The 16,364-nt window shown below is 60.6% G+C and carries 19 protein-coding genes; 4 read left to right on the top strand and 15 right to left on the bottom strand.

Annotation, left to right across the window (positions count from 1 at the left end):
- Positions 1-40 precede the first annotated feature (40 nt).
- Positions 41-658 (top strand): 30S ribosomal protein S4, encoded by a 618-nt coding sequence (gene rpsD / locus GO014_RS05995; protein ID WP_157289471.1) that lies wholly within the window; start codon positions 41-43, stop codon positions 656-658.
- 155 nt (positions 659-813) lie between these two features.
- Here rpsD and GO014_RS05990 read toward each other — a convergent pair whose 3' ends face one another.
- Positions 814-2,205 (bottom strand): peptide transporter, encoded by a 1,392-nt coding sequence (locus GO014_RS05990; protein ID WP_343030795.1) that lies wholly within the window; start codon positions 2,203-2,205, stop codon positions 814-816.
- A 166-nt stretch (positions 2,206-2,371) separates the two neighbouring features.
- Here GO014_RS05990 and ttcA point away from each other — a divergent pair, with 166 nt between their 5' ends.
- Positions 2,372-3,241 (top strand): tRNA 2-thiocytidine(32) synthetase TtcA, encoded by an 870-nt coding sequence (gene ttcA / locus GO014_RS05985; RefSeq protein WP_116588405.1) that lies wholly within the window; start codon positions 2,372-2,374, stop codon positions 3,239-3,241.
- A gap of 4 nt (positions 3,242-3,245) precedes the next feature.
- Positions 3,246-4,058 carry an inositol monophosphatase family protein gene (locus GO014_RS05980; protein WP_157289470.1) on the top strand — a complete coding sequence of 271 codons (813 nt, stop codon included), beginning with the start codon at positions 3,246-3,248 and terminating at the stop codon, positions 4,056-4,058.
- A gap of 57 nt (positions 4,059-4,115) precedes the next feature.
- On the opposite strand, the gene GO014_RS05975 is transcribed toward GO014_RS05980, so the two are convergent.
- The 11 genes from GO014_RS05975 to purQ form a co-directional block, all read right to left on the bottom strand.
- Entirely contained in the window at positions 4,116-5,372 is a 1,257-nt protein-coding gene (locus GO014_RS05975; RefSeq protein WP_157289469.1) for a multidrug effflux MFS transporter, read from the bottom strand.
- Positions 5,373-5,479: 107 nt separating this feature from the next.
- Complete coding sequence (locus GO014_RS05970; RefSeq protein ID WP_157289468.1) at positions 5,480-6,697, bottom strand: MFS transporter; 1,218 nt, start codon at positions 6,695-6,697, stop codon at positions 5,480-5,482.
- 438 nt (positions 6,698-7,135) lie between these two features.
- The gene (gene grxD / locus GO014_RS05965) at positions 7,136-7,471 is read right to left on the bottom strand and encodes a Grx4 family monothiol glutaredoxin (protein ID WP_116588409.1); all 336 of its coding nucleotides are present in this window, start codon (positions 7,469-7,471) and stop codon (positions 7,136-7,138) included.
- A gap of 95 nt (positions 7,472-7,566) precedes the next feature.
- Positions 7,567-8,193, bottom strand: coding sequence for an HAD-IA family hydrolase (locus tag GO014_RS05960; protein WP_157289467.1), 627 nt, complete (start codon positions 8,191-8,193; stop codon positions 7,567-7,569).
- Positions 8,190-8,579, bottom strand: coding sequence for an HIT family protein (locus GO014_RS05955; protein WP_157289466.1), 390 nt, complete (start codon positions 8,577-8,579; stop codon positions 8,190-8,192). Before GO014_RS05955 ends, GO014_RS05960 begins: the two co-directional genes overlap by 4 nt.
- A complete protein-coding gene (locus GO014_RS05950) occupies positions 8,576-8,887 on the bottom strand; it encodes a DUF6665 family protein (protein WP_343030793.1) in 312 nt (103 codons plus the stop codon). The genes GO014_RS05955 and GO014_RS05950 overlap by 4 nt, the downstream gene beginning before the upstream one ends.
- A gap of 4 nt (positions 8,888-8,891) precedes the next feature.
- Entirely contained in the window at positions 8,892-9,125 is a 234-nt protein-coding gene (locus tag GO014_RS05945) for a BolA/IbaG family iron-sulfur metabolism protein (RefSeq protein WP_116588412.1), read from the bottom strand.
- A 91-nt stretch (positions 9,126-9,216) separates the two neighbouring features.
- Positions 9,217-9,813 carry a hypothetical protein gene (locus tag GO014_RS05940; RefSeq protein ID WP_157289465.1) on the bottom strand — a complete coding sequence of 199 codons (597 nt, stop codon included), beginning with the start codon at positions 9,811-9,813 and terminating at the stop codon, positions 9,217-9,219.
- Positions 9,814-9,891: 78 nt separating this feature from the next.
- Complete coding sequence (purL, locus tag GO014_RS05935; RefSeq protein WP_157289464.1) at positions 9,892-12,129, bottom strand: phosphoribosylformylglycinamidine synthase subunit PurL; 2,238 nt, start codon at positions 12,127-12,129, stop codon at positions 9,892-9,894.
- 22 nt (positions 12,130-12,151) lie between these two features.
- Complete coding sequence (locus GO014_RS05930) at positions 12,152-12,796, bottom strand: Pr6Pr family membrane protein (protein ID WP_157289463.1); 645 nt, start codon at positions 12,794-12,796, stop codon at positions 12,152-12,154.
- Positions 12,793-13,461, bottom strand: a complete 669-nt coding sequence (purQ, locus tag GO014_RS05925) for a phosphoribosylformylglycinamidine synthase subunit PurQ (protein WP_157289462.1) — start codon at positions 13,459-13,461, stop codon at positions 12,793-12,795. Before purQ ends, GO014_RS05930 begins: the two co-directional genes overlap by 4 nt.
- A 175-nt stretch (positions 13,462-13,636) precedes the next feature.
- Between purQ and GO014_RS05920 the strand changes: the two genes are divergently transcribed.
- Entirely contained in the window at positions 13,637-13,795 is a 159-nt protein-coding gene (locus GO014_RS05920) for a hypothetical protein (protein WP_157289461.1), read from the top strand.
- A 46-nt stretch (positions 13,796-13,841) separates the two neighbouring features.
- Here GO014_RS05920 and GO014_RS05915 read toward each other — a convergent pair whose 3' ends face one another.
- The 3 genes from GO014_RS05915 to purC form a co-directional block, all read right to left on the bottom strand.
- Positions 13,842-14,909, bottom strand: a complete 1,068-nt coding sequence (locus GO014_RS05915; protein WP_157289460.1) for an acyltransferase family protein — start codon at positions 14,907-14,909, stop codon at positions 13,842-13,844.
- A gap of 263 nt (positions 14,910-15,172) precedes the next feature.
- Positions 15,173-15,415: a phosphoribosylformylglycinamidine synthase subunit PurS gene (gene purS, locus GO014_RS05910; protein ID WP_116588418.1), complete on the bottom strand. Its 243-nt coding sequence runs from the start codon at positions 15,413-15,415 to the stop codon at positions 15,173-15,175.
- A 15-nt stretch (positions 15,416-15,430) separates the two neighbouring features.
- Positions 15,431-16,195, bottom strand: coding sequence for a phosphoribosylaminoimidazolesuccinocarboxamide synthase (gene purC, locus GO014_RS05905; RefSeq protein WP_116588419.1), 765 nt, complete (start codon positions 16,193-16,195; stop codon positions 15,431-15,433).
- Positions 16,196-16,364 lie beyond the last annotated feature (169 nt).

Below are 16,364 nucleotides of genomic sequence, written 5' to 3'. Positions count from 1 at the left end.
GGAGGGCGCGATCCATTCAACGTTTGAAGAAGGATACGCGATGTCGAAGCGTCATTCAGCTAAATACAAGATTGACCGCCGTCTTGGCGAAAATATCTGGGGCCGTCCAAAGTCCCCGCTCAACGCCCGTGCCTATGGCCCCGGCCAGCACGGTCAGCGCCGCAAGGGCAAGCTGAGCGACTTCGGTCTGCAGCTCCGCGCCAAGCAGAAGCTCAAGGGCTACTACGGCTCGATCACGGAAAAGGCCTTCCTGCGTCTTTATGCCGAAGCCAACCGTCGCAAGGGCGACACCGGCGAGAACCTGATCGGCCTGCTCGAGTCGCGCCTGGACGCCATCGTCTACCGCGCCAAGTTCGTCCCGACCGTGTTTGCGGCCCGCCAGTTCGTCAACCATGGTCATGTCATGGTCAATGGCCAGCGCGTCAACATTCCGTCCTACCAGGTCAAGGTCGGCGACAAGATCGAAGTTCGCGAGCGCTCCAAGCAGCTCACCGTGGTTCTGGAAGCTAACCAGCTCGCCGAGCGCGATGTGCCCGACTATATCGACGTCGATCACAACAAGCAGACCGCGACCTATGTCCGCGTGCCGGCCCTCTCGGATGTGCCGTACCCGGTGCAGATGGAACCGAACCTGGTCGTCGAATTCTACTCGCGTTAAACGCGACGACAGATCACGAAATTGGAAAGGGCCGCTCCTGGGGAGCGGCCCTTTCTTTGTTTTGTCGGGAAGTGTTGGCGCGACGTCGCCGCCAACGCATTCCATTGTGGCAGGAGACCAGCGGGCAGGGCGACCGCCCCACCCGCAAGGGTGTCTCACTCTGCTGGCGTTCCGCTGCCAACACTGACCTTGATCGGCTCCTGGTCGCGCGGAATGTAGCTCTCGAAGGTGCGCAGGCGCATGATGACCGACTGCAGTTCCACGATCACAGTCCAGGCCCGTGCGAAGAACTGGAATGAGCTGAAGACCTGATTGAAGGCAATCTGGATCTGCTGGTATAGGCCCATGGTCAGTGTGCCGGCCAGGATGGACGGGGCCATCACCAGGAGGGGCACATAGCCTACCATGTTCGTGTAACCGTAGCGCGCCAAGTTAAAGTAGGTGTAGTGGAAATACAGGCGGAAGTAGTTCCGCTGCACATTGGCGAACAGATCACGGACAGTCGGAGGCTGGGCCCGGTCCGGGTGGTCCTCGCCGAACACCAGTTCCTTTCGGTAGGCCGCTTCGACCAACTGGTTGTTGAAGTTCAAACCGGGCAGCTTGATGCCCACCAAGGCCAGCAGTGCTGTACCCGCCGCTGCGCCGACAAGCGCGACCCAGACAAGGCCACCTGGCGTTTCGCCAAATATTGGCAGTTCGCTGATATTGGCCGAAAGGTTCCAGAGCAGGGGCAGGAATACGACCAGCGTGATCAGAGAGTCGAAGAATGCCGTGCCGAGGTCTTCCATGATCGCGGCGAACCGCATGGTATCTTCCTGAACGCGTTGGGCTGCGCCCTCTGTGGTGCGGATCTTGGGCCAATGCTCCATGTAGTAGAAGTTCATCGCCTTGCGCCAGCGGAACACATAGTGCGAGGTGTAGAAGGCTAGACCCACCGCCACGAGGACACTGGGGATGGTTACCAGAATGATGGTCCAGGTCAGGCCATACAATTGCTCCGGCGTCACCGAGCCGGGCTGTGTCAGCGCCAGCTGGATGACGTTGAAGAACGAGCCGGACCACTCATTGACGAATTCCGATACCTGCACCTGAAAATAAATAATGAGCAGGATGATGGTCGAGGAAACCACTGACCACCAATACCACTCATTGCGCTTGTAGAAGTACCAGAACACGCAGAACAGCAACGCTGTCATCAGCACATACTGGTAGAGCCACACGCGCTCGGCGGTCAGGAAATTCAGCTCGGCACCTGCCATGGCTCGCGCGGTCGGACTAGGTGCGGTGGGCGACTCGCTCTCAGTTTCTGCGGGCGCATTTGGGTTTGTTTGCGCGGCACCAGCCGCAGGGTCCGGCGTGCCGGGCACATCTTCGGTCGTGGGCTGGTCAGCAATAGGCGCCGAAACCACCGGATGGGTGAAGCGGTCTATGCTGAGCACCGAGCGGGCCGGCTCGCCTATGGCGAACCAGAGCAATACGGCTGCCAGCATCCAGATGACAGCCGAGGAGAAGAAGAGCTTGGGATCGGGAAAGAAAGAACGGAACACCGCGTGACTCCAGGGTGTCGGAAAGTTGTGTCATCTAACTGTGGCAATCGGCATTAAACAAGGACAGGAAGTTAAGCTTTGGTAAGGTTTCACCCTTTCAGCCGACCTTTCCATCCGGCGCCTGACGCGTTATCAGCTACGCGTGCCTTCAAAAGAGAGTTTCGCCATGTCCGCGGTGATGGATGCCCCCGCCACGCCCGCTGATGACGCCGACAGCGGCGCGCATCCGATATTCGCCAATGCACCGCGTTCGGTGGAGTTCAACAAGCTGCGCAAGCGGCTGATCCGCAACACCCGCGAGGCTCTCGAGAAGTTTGCCATGGTGCGACCCGGCGAGAAGTGGCTGATTGCGCTGTCCGGCGGCAAGGACAGCTATGGCCTGCTTGCCCTGCTGCTCGACCTGAAATGGCGTGGTCTGCTGCCTGTGGAACTGCTCGCCTGCAATCTCGATCAGGGCCAGCCCAATTTTCCCAAGCATATCCTGCCCGAATTCCTGACCGGGCTGGGGCTGGAGCACCGCATCGAATATCAGGACACCTATTCCATTGTCACCGACAAGCTGCCCCAGGGCGCGACCTATTGTTCGCTCTGCTCGCGCTTGAGGCGTGGCAATCTCTATCGCATCGCGCGGGAAGAGGGGTGTACCGCGTTGGTGTTGGGGCACCACCGTGACGACAGCCTCGAAACCTTCTTCATGAACCTGTTTCACGGCGGCAAGCTGGCGGCCATGCCGCCCAAGCTCGTTAATGACGAAGGCGATCTCGAAGTGCTGCGGCCGCTGATCTATTGCGCCGAGGAGGACCTGCAGAGGTTTTCCGATGCCATGCAGTTCCCCATTATCCCTTGCGATCTCTGCGGCTCGCAGGACGGCTTGCAGCGCAATGTCACCAAGGCCATGCTCAACGACATGGAGAAGGCAATGCCTGGCCGCAAGGATGTAATGATCCGTGCCCTCGGGAATATCAATCCGAGCCATATGCTAGACCCGCGCCTGTTCGATTTCGCAGGCCTTTCCATCCAGCCCAAGGACGTCTAACACCATGAATGTTGATCGCCTCGCCGCCATCCTGAAACAGGCAGCACAGGAGGAGATCATGCCGCGCTTCCGGCGGCTCGATGAAGGAACGGTACAAACCAAGTCAGGCGCCTTCGACCTCGTCACCGAGGCCGATGTCGGCGCCGAGCGGGTCATCACTGCTGCCATCAATGCGCATCGCCCCGATGTGCTGGTGATTGGCGAGGAGGCCGTGGCGGCTAATCCCAAATTGCTCGACACCAACCTCGAGGATCGAATCGTTATTTACGTCGATCCCGTTGATGGCACTGCCAATTTCGCCGGCGGCCTGCCACTGTTCGCGGTCATGGCAGCGGTGGTGCAGAATGGAGAGCCAGTGGCCGGCGTCATCTACGACCCCGTGGGCGATGACGTGCTGATGGCCGAAAAGGGCTGCGGCGCGTTCCAGATCTTCCCAGATGGCCGCGCCATCCGCCAGAAATTTGCCGATCCGGTGCCGCTCAGCGAGATGGGCGGGCTGGCGTCCACCATGTTTCTGCCGATGGAGCAGCGCACAACGGTCATGGCCAATCTGGCCAAGGTCAAGATGCTGGCCAATTACCGCTGCGCCGGCCACGAATATCGCTATGCCGCCGGCGGCAATGTGCATTTCATGATGTATGCCAAGCTCATGCCCTGGGACCATGTCGGCGGCGCGCTGATCATGCGCGAGGCTGGAGCCCACGTCGCCAAGTTCGACGGCACGCCCTATCACCCCTCCGATTTGTCGGGTGGTCTACTCGTCGCATCGGACGAGGAAAGCTGGACCACTTTGCGGCACGAGGTGTTTACGGTCTGATATGGCCTGCAGGAGGCAAGAAAAAGGCCGCACAATGTGCGGCCTTTTTTGGGTCGATCAGTGCGCTTCCATCACCGGCTCGGTCTTGGCGTCCGCATATTGCTCGCCAACGCCGAAGAGCCTGCCTTTTTCGGCGATCAGGATGAACACGAGCGACATGACGCCCATGGTGAAATAGCCCGCGGCGGCCGGAACGGTGGTGCCGTCGAACAATTGCCCGATATAGCCGCCGATCAGTGCGCCACCCACGGTCTGGATGAAGCCAAAGACCGATGCGGCGGTGCCGGCAACGGCGCCCAGCGGCTCCATGGACAGCGAGTTCATGTTCGAGGCCGACCAGCCGAAAGAGAACATGATGACGCACAACAGGCTGAAGAACAGCCAGAGCGGCAGGAAGCCGGACATGGCGAAGGCCAGCCAGATACCCGAAACCACGGTAAAGGTCAGCATGGCGCCATGCGAAAGACGGCGCATGCCCACGCGCCGCACGACCTTGGAGTTGGTGAAGGAAGATACTGCCATCAGCCCCGCTACCAGAGCGAAGGCGACCGGGAAATAGACCCCGAGCCCATAGATATCGACATAGATCTGCTGGGACGAACTGATGAATCCGAACAGCGCCCCGAACAGGAACATGCCGGCAAGGCCATAGGAAATGGCGACGCGATTGGTGAAGACGATGTGGAAGCCTTCCGTCACACCCTTCATGCTGAGCGGGCGGCGCTTGTCGAGGGGCAGCGTCTCGGGCAGCCGCATGAAGGTCCAGAGCCAGAACACCAGCGCCAGCCCACCCATGAACAGGAAGATGGTTTGCCATGGTCCGGTCAGGAGCAGCACCTGGCCAATGCTCGGCGCAATCACCGGAATGGCCATGAACACCATGAAGACCAGCGACATGACCTCGGCCATTTCACGGCCAGAATACCGGTCACGCACCACGGCGGTGGTGATCACGCGCACGCTGGCGGCGCCCAGGCCCTGGATGAAGCGCAGTACCAGCAGCATCGTGAAGCTGGGCGCAAAGGCTGCAATGATCACGGCGACAATATAGACGCCAATGCCGACCAGAAGCGGCGCGCGGCGGCCGAACCGGTCGGTCAGCGGCCCGAAAGCGAGCTGGGCGACGCCCATCCCGATCATGTAGGCGGTGATGACAAACTGGCGCTCGTTCTCGTGGCTGACGCCCAGCGCCTCGCCCATATAGGGCAGGGCAGGCAGCATGACGTCGATGGCCAGGGCATTGAGCGCCATAAGCGCAGCCATAAGGGCAATGAATTCAGGGCGGGAAAGGACCCGCGTGTAATGATCGGACATGATTGAAACTCGTCAAAGCCGGAGGGAAACGGCCGAAGGAATTGAGCGGACCATGAACCCGTTGATCCAGTTTGGCAAGCCTTCAATCGGCAAGAGCCGATGGATGGCTAGGCCGATTTCAGGACAAAATTTGTCGCGCTGCGCTCGTTGATCGGGATGTGGATGGCGGCCGAACCGAGGCCGAGCAGAATACCCAGATACCACACCAGGTCATAGGCGCCGGTCTGATCATAGACCACCCCGCCCAGCCAGACGCCGACGAAAGACCCGATCTGATGGCTCAGAAAAGCGATGCCATAGAGCATGCCCATATAGCGCGGGCCGAAGAACAGGGACACCAGCCCTGCGGTCAACGGCACCGTCGAGAGCCAGAGCAGTCCCATGCCGGCGGCAAAACCATAGGCGGTGATCTCGCTGACCGGAATGAGCAGGAATGCGGCGATCAGCAGCGCGCGCAGGAAATAGATGCTGGCCAGCAGCATCTGCTTGGGCAGGCGGCTGCCCAGCCAGCCTGAGAGCAGCGAGCCGACAACATTGAACAGGCCGATCACGGCAATGGTCCAGCTCCCGACTTCGGGCGACAGGCCGCACTGCACCAGATAGGCCGGCATATGCACATTGATGAAGGCCAGGTGGAAGCCGCAGACGAAAAAGCCGATTACCAGGAGCCGGTAGGAGCCATGGCCCCAGGCGCGCGACAGCGCCTGCATGAAAGGCAGGTCGGCTTCGCCAGGCAGGGATTCGGTGCGGCCGCGCAGGGCTGCCGACAGCGGAATGACCATTAGCAGGATCAGCGCGATCCAGACCAACGCCATTTGCCAGCCAAAAGCCGAGATAAAGCCCTGGCCGAGCGGCGCGAAGATGAATTGTCCGGCCGAGGAGGCGGCGGTTGCAATACCGAAGACAAAGCTGCGCTTTTCCGCCGGCACCACTCGTCCGAAGGCAGCCATGACAACGCCGAAAGAAGCGATGGCAATGCCGACACCAGTCACCACGCCCGCTGTCAGGGTCATGGTCAGCGTGTCGGGGGAAAAGGCCATGCCGAGCACGCCCAAGGCATAGACGAGCCCGCCCACCGCGAGCACGCGCCCTGAACCATATTTGTCCGCCATGCCGCCGGCAAAGGGCTGGGCAATGCCCCAGACCAGGTTCTGCACGGCCATGGCCATGCCCCATTGCTCGCGGCTGAGGCCCAGGTCTTCAGTTACCGGCAGGGTGAACAGGCCGAACGAGCCGCGCGTACCGAACCCGATGGCGGCAATGATGCAGCCGGCAATGATAACGAGGGGAAGGGGAACGGCGGGGCGCGCGGCGGTAACGGTCATGGTGGAAGTCTCGAAACGATCGTCACGCCAATCTACGCCCAGCCAGCTATCACGCAAAGCGATAATAACTGATGGGTATGATCAGAATTGGTGATGACTGCTCCTGCTGCCAGCCGCGTCAGCGATCTCTCTAGTCAGTCCGTATTCGGAAGTGGCGCGCCCACCCTTGATCCTTCTCGTCTCCTATCTCTCCGCTGGAGAGCTAGGCCCTTCGGGATGGGTCGAAGCCCACAAAGGGGAGGGAGGCGATGAACAGTGGGGCCGCGGTCCTGCGCCTCCCTCCCCTTGATGGGGAGGGAGGCGGGTGCGGTGGTCGGCAAACACAGGAGCCTACAGTTCAACTCTTGCGCGACCTGTCAGCGGCAATGCGCCTAAAAACGTAAAAGGCCCAGTCTGTTAAGACTGGGCCTTCTGAAACTGATTCCGCGAAGAACGCGATCAGGCGCTCTGCTTGACCTCGAGGCCGGCCTGCTGGAAGTGGGTCTGCAACTCACCTGACTGGAACATTTCGCGCACAATGTCTGCGCCGCCGACAAATTCGCCCTTCACGTAGAGCTGGGGGATGGTCGGCCAGTTGGTGTAGGCCTTGATGCCTTCGCGCAACTCGTCGCTTTCAAGCACATTGGCGCTGGAATAGTCGACGCCGAGATAGTTCAGGATCTGCACGACCTGACCGGAAAAGCCGCACTGCGGAAAATCCGGCGAGCCTTTCATAAACAGGAACACGTCGTTGTTCTTCACCTTGTCGTCGATAAAGGCGTTGATGTCGGTCATGGGAGGAGCCTTTCGAAAAGTCCGGGTTCAAGGGCCGGTTAAAGCTGGCTTCTAAATAGGGCAGGCGGGCTTGGCTGTCGAGTGGCGCCGCCCGGCTAGAGCCGCGCTTTCACCCATGGGTGATCAATCATGTCGTCTATGGTGTCGAACTGGACCGCCTCCCAGCCCGCCTTGCGTGCGCCGAGCACCACCGCCTCGGTGTCATCGAAAAACAGGGGCGCGTCGGTGACCGGCCCGATCCTGTCAGCGATAAACTGGTAGTAGCGCGGATCCGGTTTACGGGTGCCAATGCGGGCCGAATAGAAAATGTCGTCGAACAGATCGCCGAGCTTGAGCACGGACCAGAGCCAGTTTGCCCGCATGTGCTCCTGATTGGTGGCGATATAGAGCCGGCAATCCCCCGCAGCGCGCAGCTTGCCGACGACGTCGAGCACAGGCTGGTTGAGATTGGAGTCCTTCTCTAGCCAATAGCGCGCAAAGGCCATCGGGCTTCCGGTATAGCCCAATGCGGGCAGGCGCTTTTCCAGCGCGTCCATCAAGGCCATTTCGCCAACGATCACCTTCTTGATGAAGATGTCGAAGATGAACTCCTTTCGCAACCGGTCCGGATCGACCCCGGTGTCGGCCAGCAAATCCTTGTCCCAGGGCACGACCCGCTCCGGATTGGAATGATAACCGTTGATCAGCACGCCATCGACGTCGAACAGAATAGTGCGAGTCAATCTTCCGGTTTCCATGCGGGTGTTCTCATGACACGGCGGATTCCAACCCCTTCATTCGGTTCGCCCCTGAAGCGCGGGATGATGTGGAGATGCGAATGAAATACGTGCTGGCTTGCCACGGCGCCGACATTCCAACCTAGAGTGAAGCCGTCTGGCTTGTGCGGAGAGAAGTGCTCCTTGGCTGCAGCCAGGGCATTTCCAAAGTCGGCCCATTCGACCGCAGTTAGCCCAAATGGGTCGTCGCTATGGCGTTTTGGGATGACTATGCCAGCGATTGGCACCATGGGGTCGATGCTGCCCAGCATGTAGAAATGTTCGGTTTCGAGTATGGGCGCATCGACCAGCAACTGGTTCTCGAGACAGAACCGGCAATCCGCAACGGTCATTTCGCCCTCGCCCCCAGCCCGTTCAGCACCTCGCCCGGTATGCCGAGATCCGCAATCACCTCGGTGTGGCGGCGAAAGCCAATCAGTTCGCGCTGCACGAAATAGCCCCAGACCGCCTCGCGCGCTTCGGCCAGCCAATGCTCGTGGTCGTCGCCCGTCTTAAATCCGGCGATGGCCTTGATGACACGCCGTTCTGCCGCGCTCAGCGAGTTGGCGCGCTCTGCCTGGATTTCGTGGTCGATAGCTGCAGTGCCAGCCTCTGGCCGCACCATGCGGATCAGGTCGAGCGAGTCGCGCAGCCCCGACACGCGGTCAGTCCGGCACGCTGGTCTGCAAGGCCAGGGCGTGCAAGGCGCCACCCATATCGCCTTGCAGGCTGTCATAGACCATCTTGTGCTGCTGCACGCGGGTCTTGCCGCGGAACTGCTCGGATTTGACCGCAGCTGCCCAATGGTCGCCATCGCCGGCAAGATCGCGGATTTCAATTTCCGCATCGGGCAGAGCAGCCTTGATGCGGCGCTCGATTTCGCTTGCGTCCATGGCCATGTTCACTCTCCCGCTGGTCTGACTGAGGCGCCGATGGGGCCGACGCCAATGTCATTGATATGGCATGCACAATGACCGGCTTCAACTGGTCCTATTGTGTGGGAACAGTCTCTTGATCGGGTGCCACTTCGGCTCCTATGCAGCATTCGGCATCCGAACGCGTGGCGAAGTTGGCTATGATGAAGTCAACGATGGGGCGGGCCTGTGCCGCTTCGGCCGTGGCATAAAGGCAATCGAGCACATAGCCCCGGCCGTTGGAGACCGTTTCGGTGTGCACCACGGTCAATGGCACGCCCATGCTCGATTGCGGGCTTGAGCCGTCATAGATTAGCGCTGTGTTGTCCTGATAGGGCGTGGTGCCTTTGTTGCCCAAGGCAAAGCCGGGCATGATTTCGGACCACGACGCGGCCACTTCGGCATCATCGAGAGCGTTCAGCGCTGCCTCTGCGGTCCAGCCAGTGTCCTCAACCGGCACTACGGTGAGGTCACATTGCAGCGGCGCCTCGGGGTGATTGATGGTCAGCGGGTCGCCACCGCCGCCGCTTGCGATCATGCCTTCGGGGTAGATCACCGTATAGGGCAGGGTGGGCAGAATGGAGCGCGTGACATTGACGCTCTGCGCCGCGACCAGGCTTGGAGCCAGGACGAGGCCCAGGGTTGCAAGTGTCGCCACCGATATGTGCTGCATCGTCTGCTCCTGTTGAACCGCGCCTCTACCGGGATGAGCAAAACAACCCAAACCAAGGCGATGATATGGCGGGTCTGCCTAAAGGCTGGGTTCGCCCTCCATGAAGCTGGGGAACCAGCTTTCATGAGCCGCCTTGAGGGTTGCCACCGAAACCGGCTTGGCGCCGCCCAGGGTAAGCGTCGTGCCGCCGGTGCTGCCGATCCAGGGGGCAAAGATGCCCAATGCCTCGGCTTCTTTCCAGAGGGCCGCGATCTCGGCTCCCTGCGGGTCGAGATTGAGCGTCACGAGGTAACGGCCCTGATCCTCGCCAAAGAAGGTCAGGATCGGATCGTTGCCCTCGACATCGGTGACTGTCGCACCAATCTCACCGGCCATCGCCATTTCGGCCAGGGCCACGCCCAGACCGCCATCGGAAAGGTCATGGCAGGCCGTGACCGCGCCCGAGCGGATCAGCTTGCGCACGAAATCGCCGGTCTTCTTTTCCGCCGCTAGGTCGACATGCGGCGCATCCCCATCGCGGCGGTCAAACAGATCGCGCAGATAGATCGACTGTCCCAGATGTGTGCCGCGCTCCGCAGGTCCACCGATCAACAGGATCGGCTGGTTCTCGGCGGCAAAGCCAATGCCGACGCTCTGCTTCCATTCAGGCAGCAGGCCGACGCCGCCAATGGTCGGGGTCGGCAGGATGCCGCGGCCATTGGTTTCGTTGTAAAGGCTGACATTGCCCGAGACGATCGGGAATTCCAGCACCCGGCACGCCTCGCCAATGCCTTCAATGGCCTTGACGAGCTGGCCCATGATTTCGGGGCGCTCGGGGTTGCCGAAATTGAGGTTGTCGGTCGCGGCCAGCGGCTCGGCACCCGTCGCCGTCAGGTTACGCCAGCACTCGGCCACGGCCTGCTTGCCACCTTCAAACGGGTTGGCTTCGCAATAGCGCGGATTGACGTCCGAGGAGAAGGCGAGGCCCTTGGTCTCGTGGCCCTCGACCCGGATCACCCCGGCATCGCCCCCGGGGCGCTGCATGGAATTGCCCTGGATCAGCGTGTCATACTGCTCATAGACCCAGCGGCGCGACGAGCACTGATGCCCACCCACCAGCGCCAGCAGCGCCTCGGCCACGTCCATCTGCGGCACGTCATCCTTGGCGAGCGGCGCCGGGATTTTGGGTTCGGTCCAGGGCCGGTCATATTCGGGCGCTTCGTCGCCCAGTTCCTTGATTGGCAGATTGGCGACTTCATCGCCCTGCCAGAGCACGCGGAACCGCAGATCGTCGGTGGTCTTGCCGACGGTGGCAAAGTCCAGCTCCCACTTTTCGAACACCTTGCGCGCTGCCGCTTCCTTTTCGGGATGCAGCACCATGAGCATGCGCTCCTGGCTTTCGCTCAGCATCATTTCATAGGCGGTCATGCGCTCCTCGCGCACCGGCACCTTGTCGAGATCGAGCTCGATGCCGAGGTCACCCTTGGCGCCCATTTCCACCGCCGAACAGGTGAGACCGGCCGCGCCCATGTCCTGAATGGCGATTACCGCGCCGGTCTGCATCAGTTCGAGGCATGCTTCGAGCAGGCGCTTTTCGGTGAATGGGTCGCCAACCTGCACGGTGGGACGCTTTTCCTCGATGTCATCGCCGAATTCGGCCGAGGCCATGGTGGCGCCACCCACGCCATCGCGGCCGGTCTTTGCACCGAGATACACCACCGGCAGGCCGACGCCCTTGGCCTCGGAATAGAAAATCTTGTCGGTGTCTGCCAAACCCGCCGCGAAGGCATTGACCAGGTTATTGCCATTATAGCGCGCGTCGAACTCGACCTCGCCGCCTACCGTCGGCACGCCGAAGCTATTGCCATAGCCGCCGACGCCGGCCACCACGCCACTCACCAGATGCCGGGTCTTTTCATGGTCCGGCGCGCCAAAGCGCAGCGCATTCATCGCCGCCACGGGTCGCGCACCCATGGTGAAGACGTCGCGCAGTATACCGCCCACGCCGGTCGCCGCACCCTGATAGGGCTCGATGTAACTCGGGTGATTGTGGGATTCCATCTTGAACACCACGGCCTGCCCGTCGCCGATATCGACCACGCCGGCATTCTCGCCCGGCCCCTGGATCACGCGCGGTCCCTTGGTCGGCAGGGTGCGCAGCCATTTTTTCGAGCTCTTGTAGGAGCAGTGCTCGTTCCACATCGCCGAGAAGATGCCGAGCTCGGTATAGGTCGGCTCGCGGCCGATCAGGTCGAGGATCTTCTGATACTCATCCGGCTTCAGCCCATGGCTGGCGACCAGGTCGGGGGTGATGGCGATGTCGTTGCGAAGAGTCATCGAGGAGGTCCTGCAGGAGGGATCAGGCAGTGGCCAGGCGCCGCGCCAACGCGCGGTCAATGCCGATGGTGATCACATAGAGAATGATAAGGCCGATGGCCACCATCACGACGTTGATGGCGACCTGCCCATAGCCCAGTTCGAAGGCATTGAGCGTGGGGTATGGATAGGCATTGGTGAGGGCGCCGCGTGCCATGACATAGGCGAGATAGACCAAAGGCGGCACCAGCATGACCGGCGCATCGGCATAGTCGACTGTCCCATGCTTCTGCGTCAGGCCCCACCACAGTGCGAACAGGATCGGCGCGGCGTAGTGCAGCAGATAATCACAGACCAGAAACAGCCCCTCGGGCTGCCAGATCGGGCGCAGCAGCACGTGATAGAAGATCATCACAAGCATCATCACCCCGACCATCATCGCCCGCGTTTTCGGCGCGCGGAACCAGTCGAGCCAGGACCAACTGGCAAGCGCCGAGAGATAGATCACGGTGATAGTGATGTTGGTGAGGATGGTGAAGAAACTGAAGAACTGCACCAGCGCCGCGGGCAGCCCTATGCCATTGGCCATATAGGCCGGCACGGAGATGGAGAACTGCAGGCCGAGCGCGCCGAGCCCGAGAACAAGGCCCGTCCATGTCAGCGCGCGGTTCAGCATCGGCTGGTTCATGCCACCTGTTTAAGCGCGGCCGCAAACAGCGCGCGCCCATCATCGCCGCCATGGGCGCTTTCGATGAGGTTTTCCGGGTGCGGCATCAGGCCGAGCACGTTCTTTTGTTCGTTCAGGATGCCGGCGATGTCGTTGATCGAGCCATTTGGGTTGGTACCCTCTGCGTAGCGGAAGGCCACCCGCCCATCGCCTTCGAGCCGCTGCAGCGTCTCGGCATCGGCAAAGTAATTGCCGTCGTGATGGGCCACCGGGCAACGGATGATCTGGCCCTTGGTGTAGCCGCGGGTAAAGTCGGTCTCCGCATTGGTGACCTCGAGCTTGACCTCGCGGCAGACAAACTTGAGCGAATTATTGCGCATCAGCGCGCCCGGCAGCAGCCCGGCCTCGATCAGGATCTGAAAGCCATTGCAAACGCCGAGCACTTTGGTGCCACTGGCGGCGCGCTCGCGCAGACTGTCCATGATAGGCGAACGCGCGGCAATGGCGCCGCAGCGCAGATAGTCGCCATAAGAGAAGCCGCCGGGGATGACAATCAGGTCGGCATCGGGGATATCACTATCCTGGTGCCAGACCACGGCCGGCTTTTCGCCCCCGATCTTGGTCAGCGCCGCGATCATGTCGCGGTCACGATTGAGGCCCGGAAACACGATGACGGCGGCCTTCATCGGTCAATCCTTATATCTGTCAGGGATGCGCGGGGCCCTTGTGGTGTCTCTTGCTCAAAAAGGCAAGAGCTTGCACGCAGGCTGGTGGCGAAATGCCTCCACAATGTGGCGATTGATTGGAACTTTGCCACATTTTGGGTGTTAGAACAGCATGGCAACATTGGGAGGAGTGAACATGCAGACACAGACCCCACCGTCCGCAAGCAAGCCGATGACGATCCGTGGCGAGGATGGCAAGCCGCACCTGACAAGCGACATGAAGCCGCAACAGCGGCCGGTCAAGCTGCCGCGGGTACGGCCCATCGTACCGTCGATCTTCAAGGCGCCGGATTGATCGGCAGCAAACCAGAAAAAAGGCCGGTTCTGAACCGGCCTTTTTCTTATTCCGCGGGGGCTGTGTTTGTGGTCGGCCGCACGCGGCTGCCTGGCAGATGTGCCCAGCCCGGCCGCTCGAACAGGAATTTGCCAAAGCCGATCTTCTGCACAAGCCACCATAGAACCAGTGGCGAGACAATTGCGACTGCCATGGTGAGCAGGCTGAGCACATTGGGCTCTTCGATGCCCAGCCGCAGCAGGATGATGCGGGCAATGCCCATGGGCAGCACGAAGGCGACATAGATCACGAGCGATTTGCCACCCATCCAGCGAAGCCAGTCCATGAAGGGCAGGCGCGTCAGCAACGCGGCCAGCATGCAGATCGCCGCCGCGCCGGCCAATGCCAGGATCAGATGGATGCCGGGCAGGGCGCCCCAGCCCATTTCGATATGCACCGGGTCCATTCGGAAGCCGGGCGAAAACACCATGAGCGCATTGACCACCGCCCAGACCAGCAACACGCCGATCGCAGCGGCGACATGAGACGCGGTCCAGTCGGCCAAGGCAAAAAGGCGCGGCGCAAAGACGGCTCCAGCGTAGAAATAGACGAAATATTCGGCAAACTGATCCACCAGATAGCTGCCGGTTTTGATGCTCGCCATCTGCAATATGGCCGCCACGGCCAGCACACCCCATTGCGGCGCCTTGACCTCTTGCAGAAACTTGGCGACGAGCCCGAACACGGCGAGCATGTAGATGAACCATAACACGCCATAGGGCTCCACCACTGCCAGCGCGAGCGACGCGGCCGCGCCAGTCGGATCGTGCCCGATCAGCGCCTCCTTGAACAGAATGTGGATGATCGCCCACACCGCGTAGAAATAGGCGTAATGCAACACGCGGCGGTCGGCGAAGGCCCGCCAGGGGCGTTCAATCACCTGGCTGAGAAACAGGCCCGACAGCAGGAAGAATTCCGGCATGCGGAAGGGCATGGCAAAGGCGATGGTCCAGTGCAGGAAGCCGGTCTGGCCAGTGTCTTCGCCCACGCTGGCGGCGCAGTACATGGTCACCACCAGGAAAATGGACAGACCCTTGGCCATGTCCACCCAATCGAGTCTGGTTTTTTCGCCCATCTTGCCGCGCCTCCGCATTACTGATGCGGCACCATAGCGGCAAGAGCCTTTTAACCCCATCAATGCGTGATGGCAGGCTTAAGAAAAATGCTTAATGGGTAAGGATTTGGCTAAAAAGCAATCAAACCGGTACGGACGCATAGGCCGCAAACAGCAGGCCGAGCGAGGAGAAGAACATGACGGTGAGGGCAATCTGGGTTTTGCGCATAGTCATACGGTCCTGCGCCATTCATTGGCGCGAATTGGGTTATAGCCGTTAGGCATTAATGTGAAATTTCGATCGCGTAGTTTTCGATCACAGTGTTGGCGAGAAGCTTTTCACACATCTCTTTGATTTGAGAACGCGCTGCATCCTCATCGGTTCCCGGCACTTCGAGATCGAAAACCTTGCCTTGGCGCACCCCACTCACCCCCGAAAAGCCGAGGCTGGACAAAGACCCCTCAATGGCCTGCCCCTGGGGGTCGAGAACGCCGTTCTTGAGCGTGACGATGACGCGCGCTTTCATGGTTCGCTCCAAAAACTACTGGACCAGGCGCGGACCGGTGGTCAGCGCATTGTCGTTCTCAACCAGGATACCGAGGCGTTGGGCCACTTCACGATAATTCTCGACCAGGCCGCCAAGCCCTTCGCGGAAGCGGTCTTTGTCCATCTTGGTGCGGGTCTTGATGTCCCACAGACGGCAATTATCGGGGCTGATCTCGTCCGCCAGGACGATGCGCATCATGTCGCCTTCGTAAAGGCGGCCGCATTCGATCTTGAAGTCGATGAGCTGGATGCCGACGCCCATGAACAGGCCGGTCAGGAAATCATTGATCCGGACGGCCAGACTCATGATGTCGTCCAGCTCGGCTGGAGTGGCCCAGCCAAAGGCGGTAATGTGCTCTTCGGAGACCATGGGGTCGCCCAGAGCATCGTCCTTATAGCAAAACTCGATGATCGAGCGGGGCAGGCGCGTGCCGGGCTCGAGGCCCAGGCGCTTGGCCAGCGAACCGGCGGCCACATTGCGCACGATCACTTCGAGCGGAATGATCTCGACTTCCTTGATCAACTGCTCGCGCATGTTGATGCGGCGCAGGAAATGGGTCGGAATGCCCAGATCGTTGAGCTTGGAGAAGACGAATTCGGAAATGCGGTTGTTCAGCACACCCTTGCCGTCGATCACTTCGTGCTTGGCGCCGTTGCCGGCGGTGGCGTCGTCCTTGAAGTACTGCACCAGGGTGCCCGGCTCCGGACCCTCGAACAGGATCTTGGCCTTGCCTTCATAGATTTTGCGTCGACGGTTCATGAACGAATCCGCTGCTGGAAAAACGAGGGTGGAATTGCGCGCTTCATGCGCCAGAATGACACAAAAAAGCAAGCGCTTTCCATTATTCCGGGCGATCATGGGCATGGGGCCGCAGACACACTCGTCGACGTTGATTTGCGCTGCTGAACCGCCTATGTCCAACAATAAC

This window comes from Devosia marina, from assembly GCF_009758415.1.
GTDB lineage: Bacteria > Pseudomonadota > Alphaproteobacteria > Rhizobiales > Devosiaceae > Devosia > Devosia marina.
Note: the sequence above shows the minus strand (reverse complement) of the source record. Positions and strands in the feature narration are given on the sequence as shown.

What these genes read in the sequence shown, in the direction of transcription:
- rpsD (WP_157289471.1), top strand. Translation starts at nt 41, where the DNA reads ATGTCGAAGCGTCATTCAGCTAAATACAAGATTGACCGCCGTCTTGGC.
- ttcA (WP_116588405.1), top strand. Translation starts at nt 2,372, where the DNA reads ATGTCCGCGGTGATGGATGCCCCCGCCACGCCCGCTGATGACGCCGAC.
- GO014_RS05980 (WP_157289470.1), top strand. Translation starts at nt 3,246, where the DNA reads ATGAATGTTGATCGCCTCGCCGCCATCCTGAAACAGGCAGCACAGGAG.
- GO014_RS05975 (WP_157289469.1), bottom strand. Translation starts at nt 5,372, where the DNA reads ATGTCCGATCATTACACGCGGGTCCTTTCCCGCCCTGAATTCATTGCC.
- GO014_RS05970 (WP_157289468.1), bottom strand. Translation starts at nt 6,697, where the DNA reads ATGACCGTTACCGCCGCGCGCCCCGCCGTTCCCCTTCCCCTCGTTATC.
- grxD (WP_116588409.1), bottom strand. Translation starts at nt 7,471, where the DNA reads ATGACCGACATCAACGCCTTTATCGACGACAAGGTGAAGAACAACGAC.
- GO014_RS05955 (WP_157289466.1), bottom strand. Translation starts at nt 8,579, where the DNA reads ATGACCGTTGCGGATTGCCGGTTCTGTCTCGAGAACCAGTTGCTGGTC.
- GO014_RS05945 (WP_116588412.1), bottom strand. Translation starts at nt 9,125, where the DNA reads ATGGCCATGGACGCAAGCGAAATCGAGCGCCGCATCAAGGCTGCTCTG.
- GO014_RS05940 (WP_157289465.1), bottom strand. Translation starts at nt 9,813, where the DNA reads ATGCAGCACATATCGGTGGCGACACTTGCAACCCTGGGCCTCGTCCTG.
- purL (WP_157289464.1), bottom strand. Translation starts at nt 12,129, where the DNA reads ATGACTCTTCGCAACGACATCGCCATCACCCCCGACCTGGTCGCCAGC.
- GO014_RS05930 (WP_157289463.1), bottom strand. Translation starts at nt 12,796, where the DNA reads ATGAACCAGCCGATGCTGAACCGCGCGCTGACATGGACGGGCCTTGTT.
- purQ (WP_157289462.1), bottom strand. Translation starts at nt 13,461, where the DNA reads ATGAAGGCCGCCGTCATCGTGTTTCCGGGCCTCAATCGTGACCGCGAC.
- GO014_RS05920 (WP_157289461.1), top strand. Translation starts at nt 13,637, where the DNA reads ATGCAGACACAGACCCCACCGTCCGCAAGCAAGCCGATGACGATCCGT.
- GO014_RS05915 (WP_157289460.1), bottom strand. Translation starts at nt 14,909, where the DNA reads ATGGGCGAAAAAACCAGACTCGATTGGGTGGACATGGCCAAGGGTCTG.
- purS (WP_116588418.1), bottom strand. Translation starts at nt 15,415, where the DNA reads ATGAAAGCGCGCGTCATCGTCACGCTCAAGAACGGCGTTCTCGACCCC.
- purC (WP_116588419.1), bottom strand. Translation starts at nt 16,195, where the DNA reads ATGAACCGTCGACGCAAAATCTATGAAGGCAAGGCCAAGATCCTGTTC.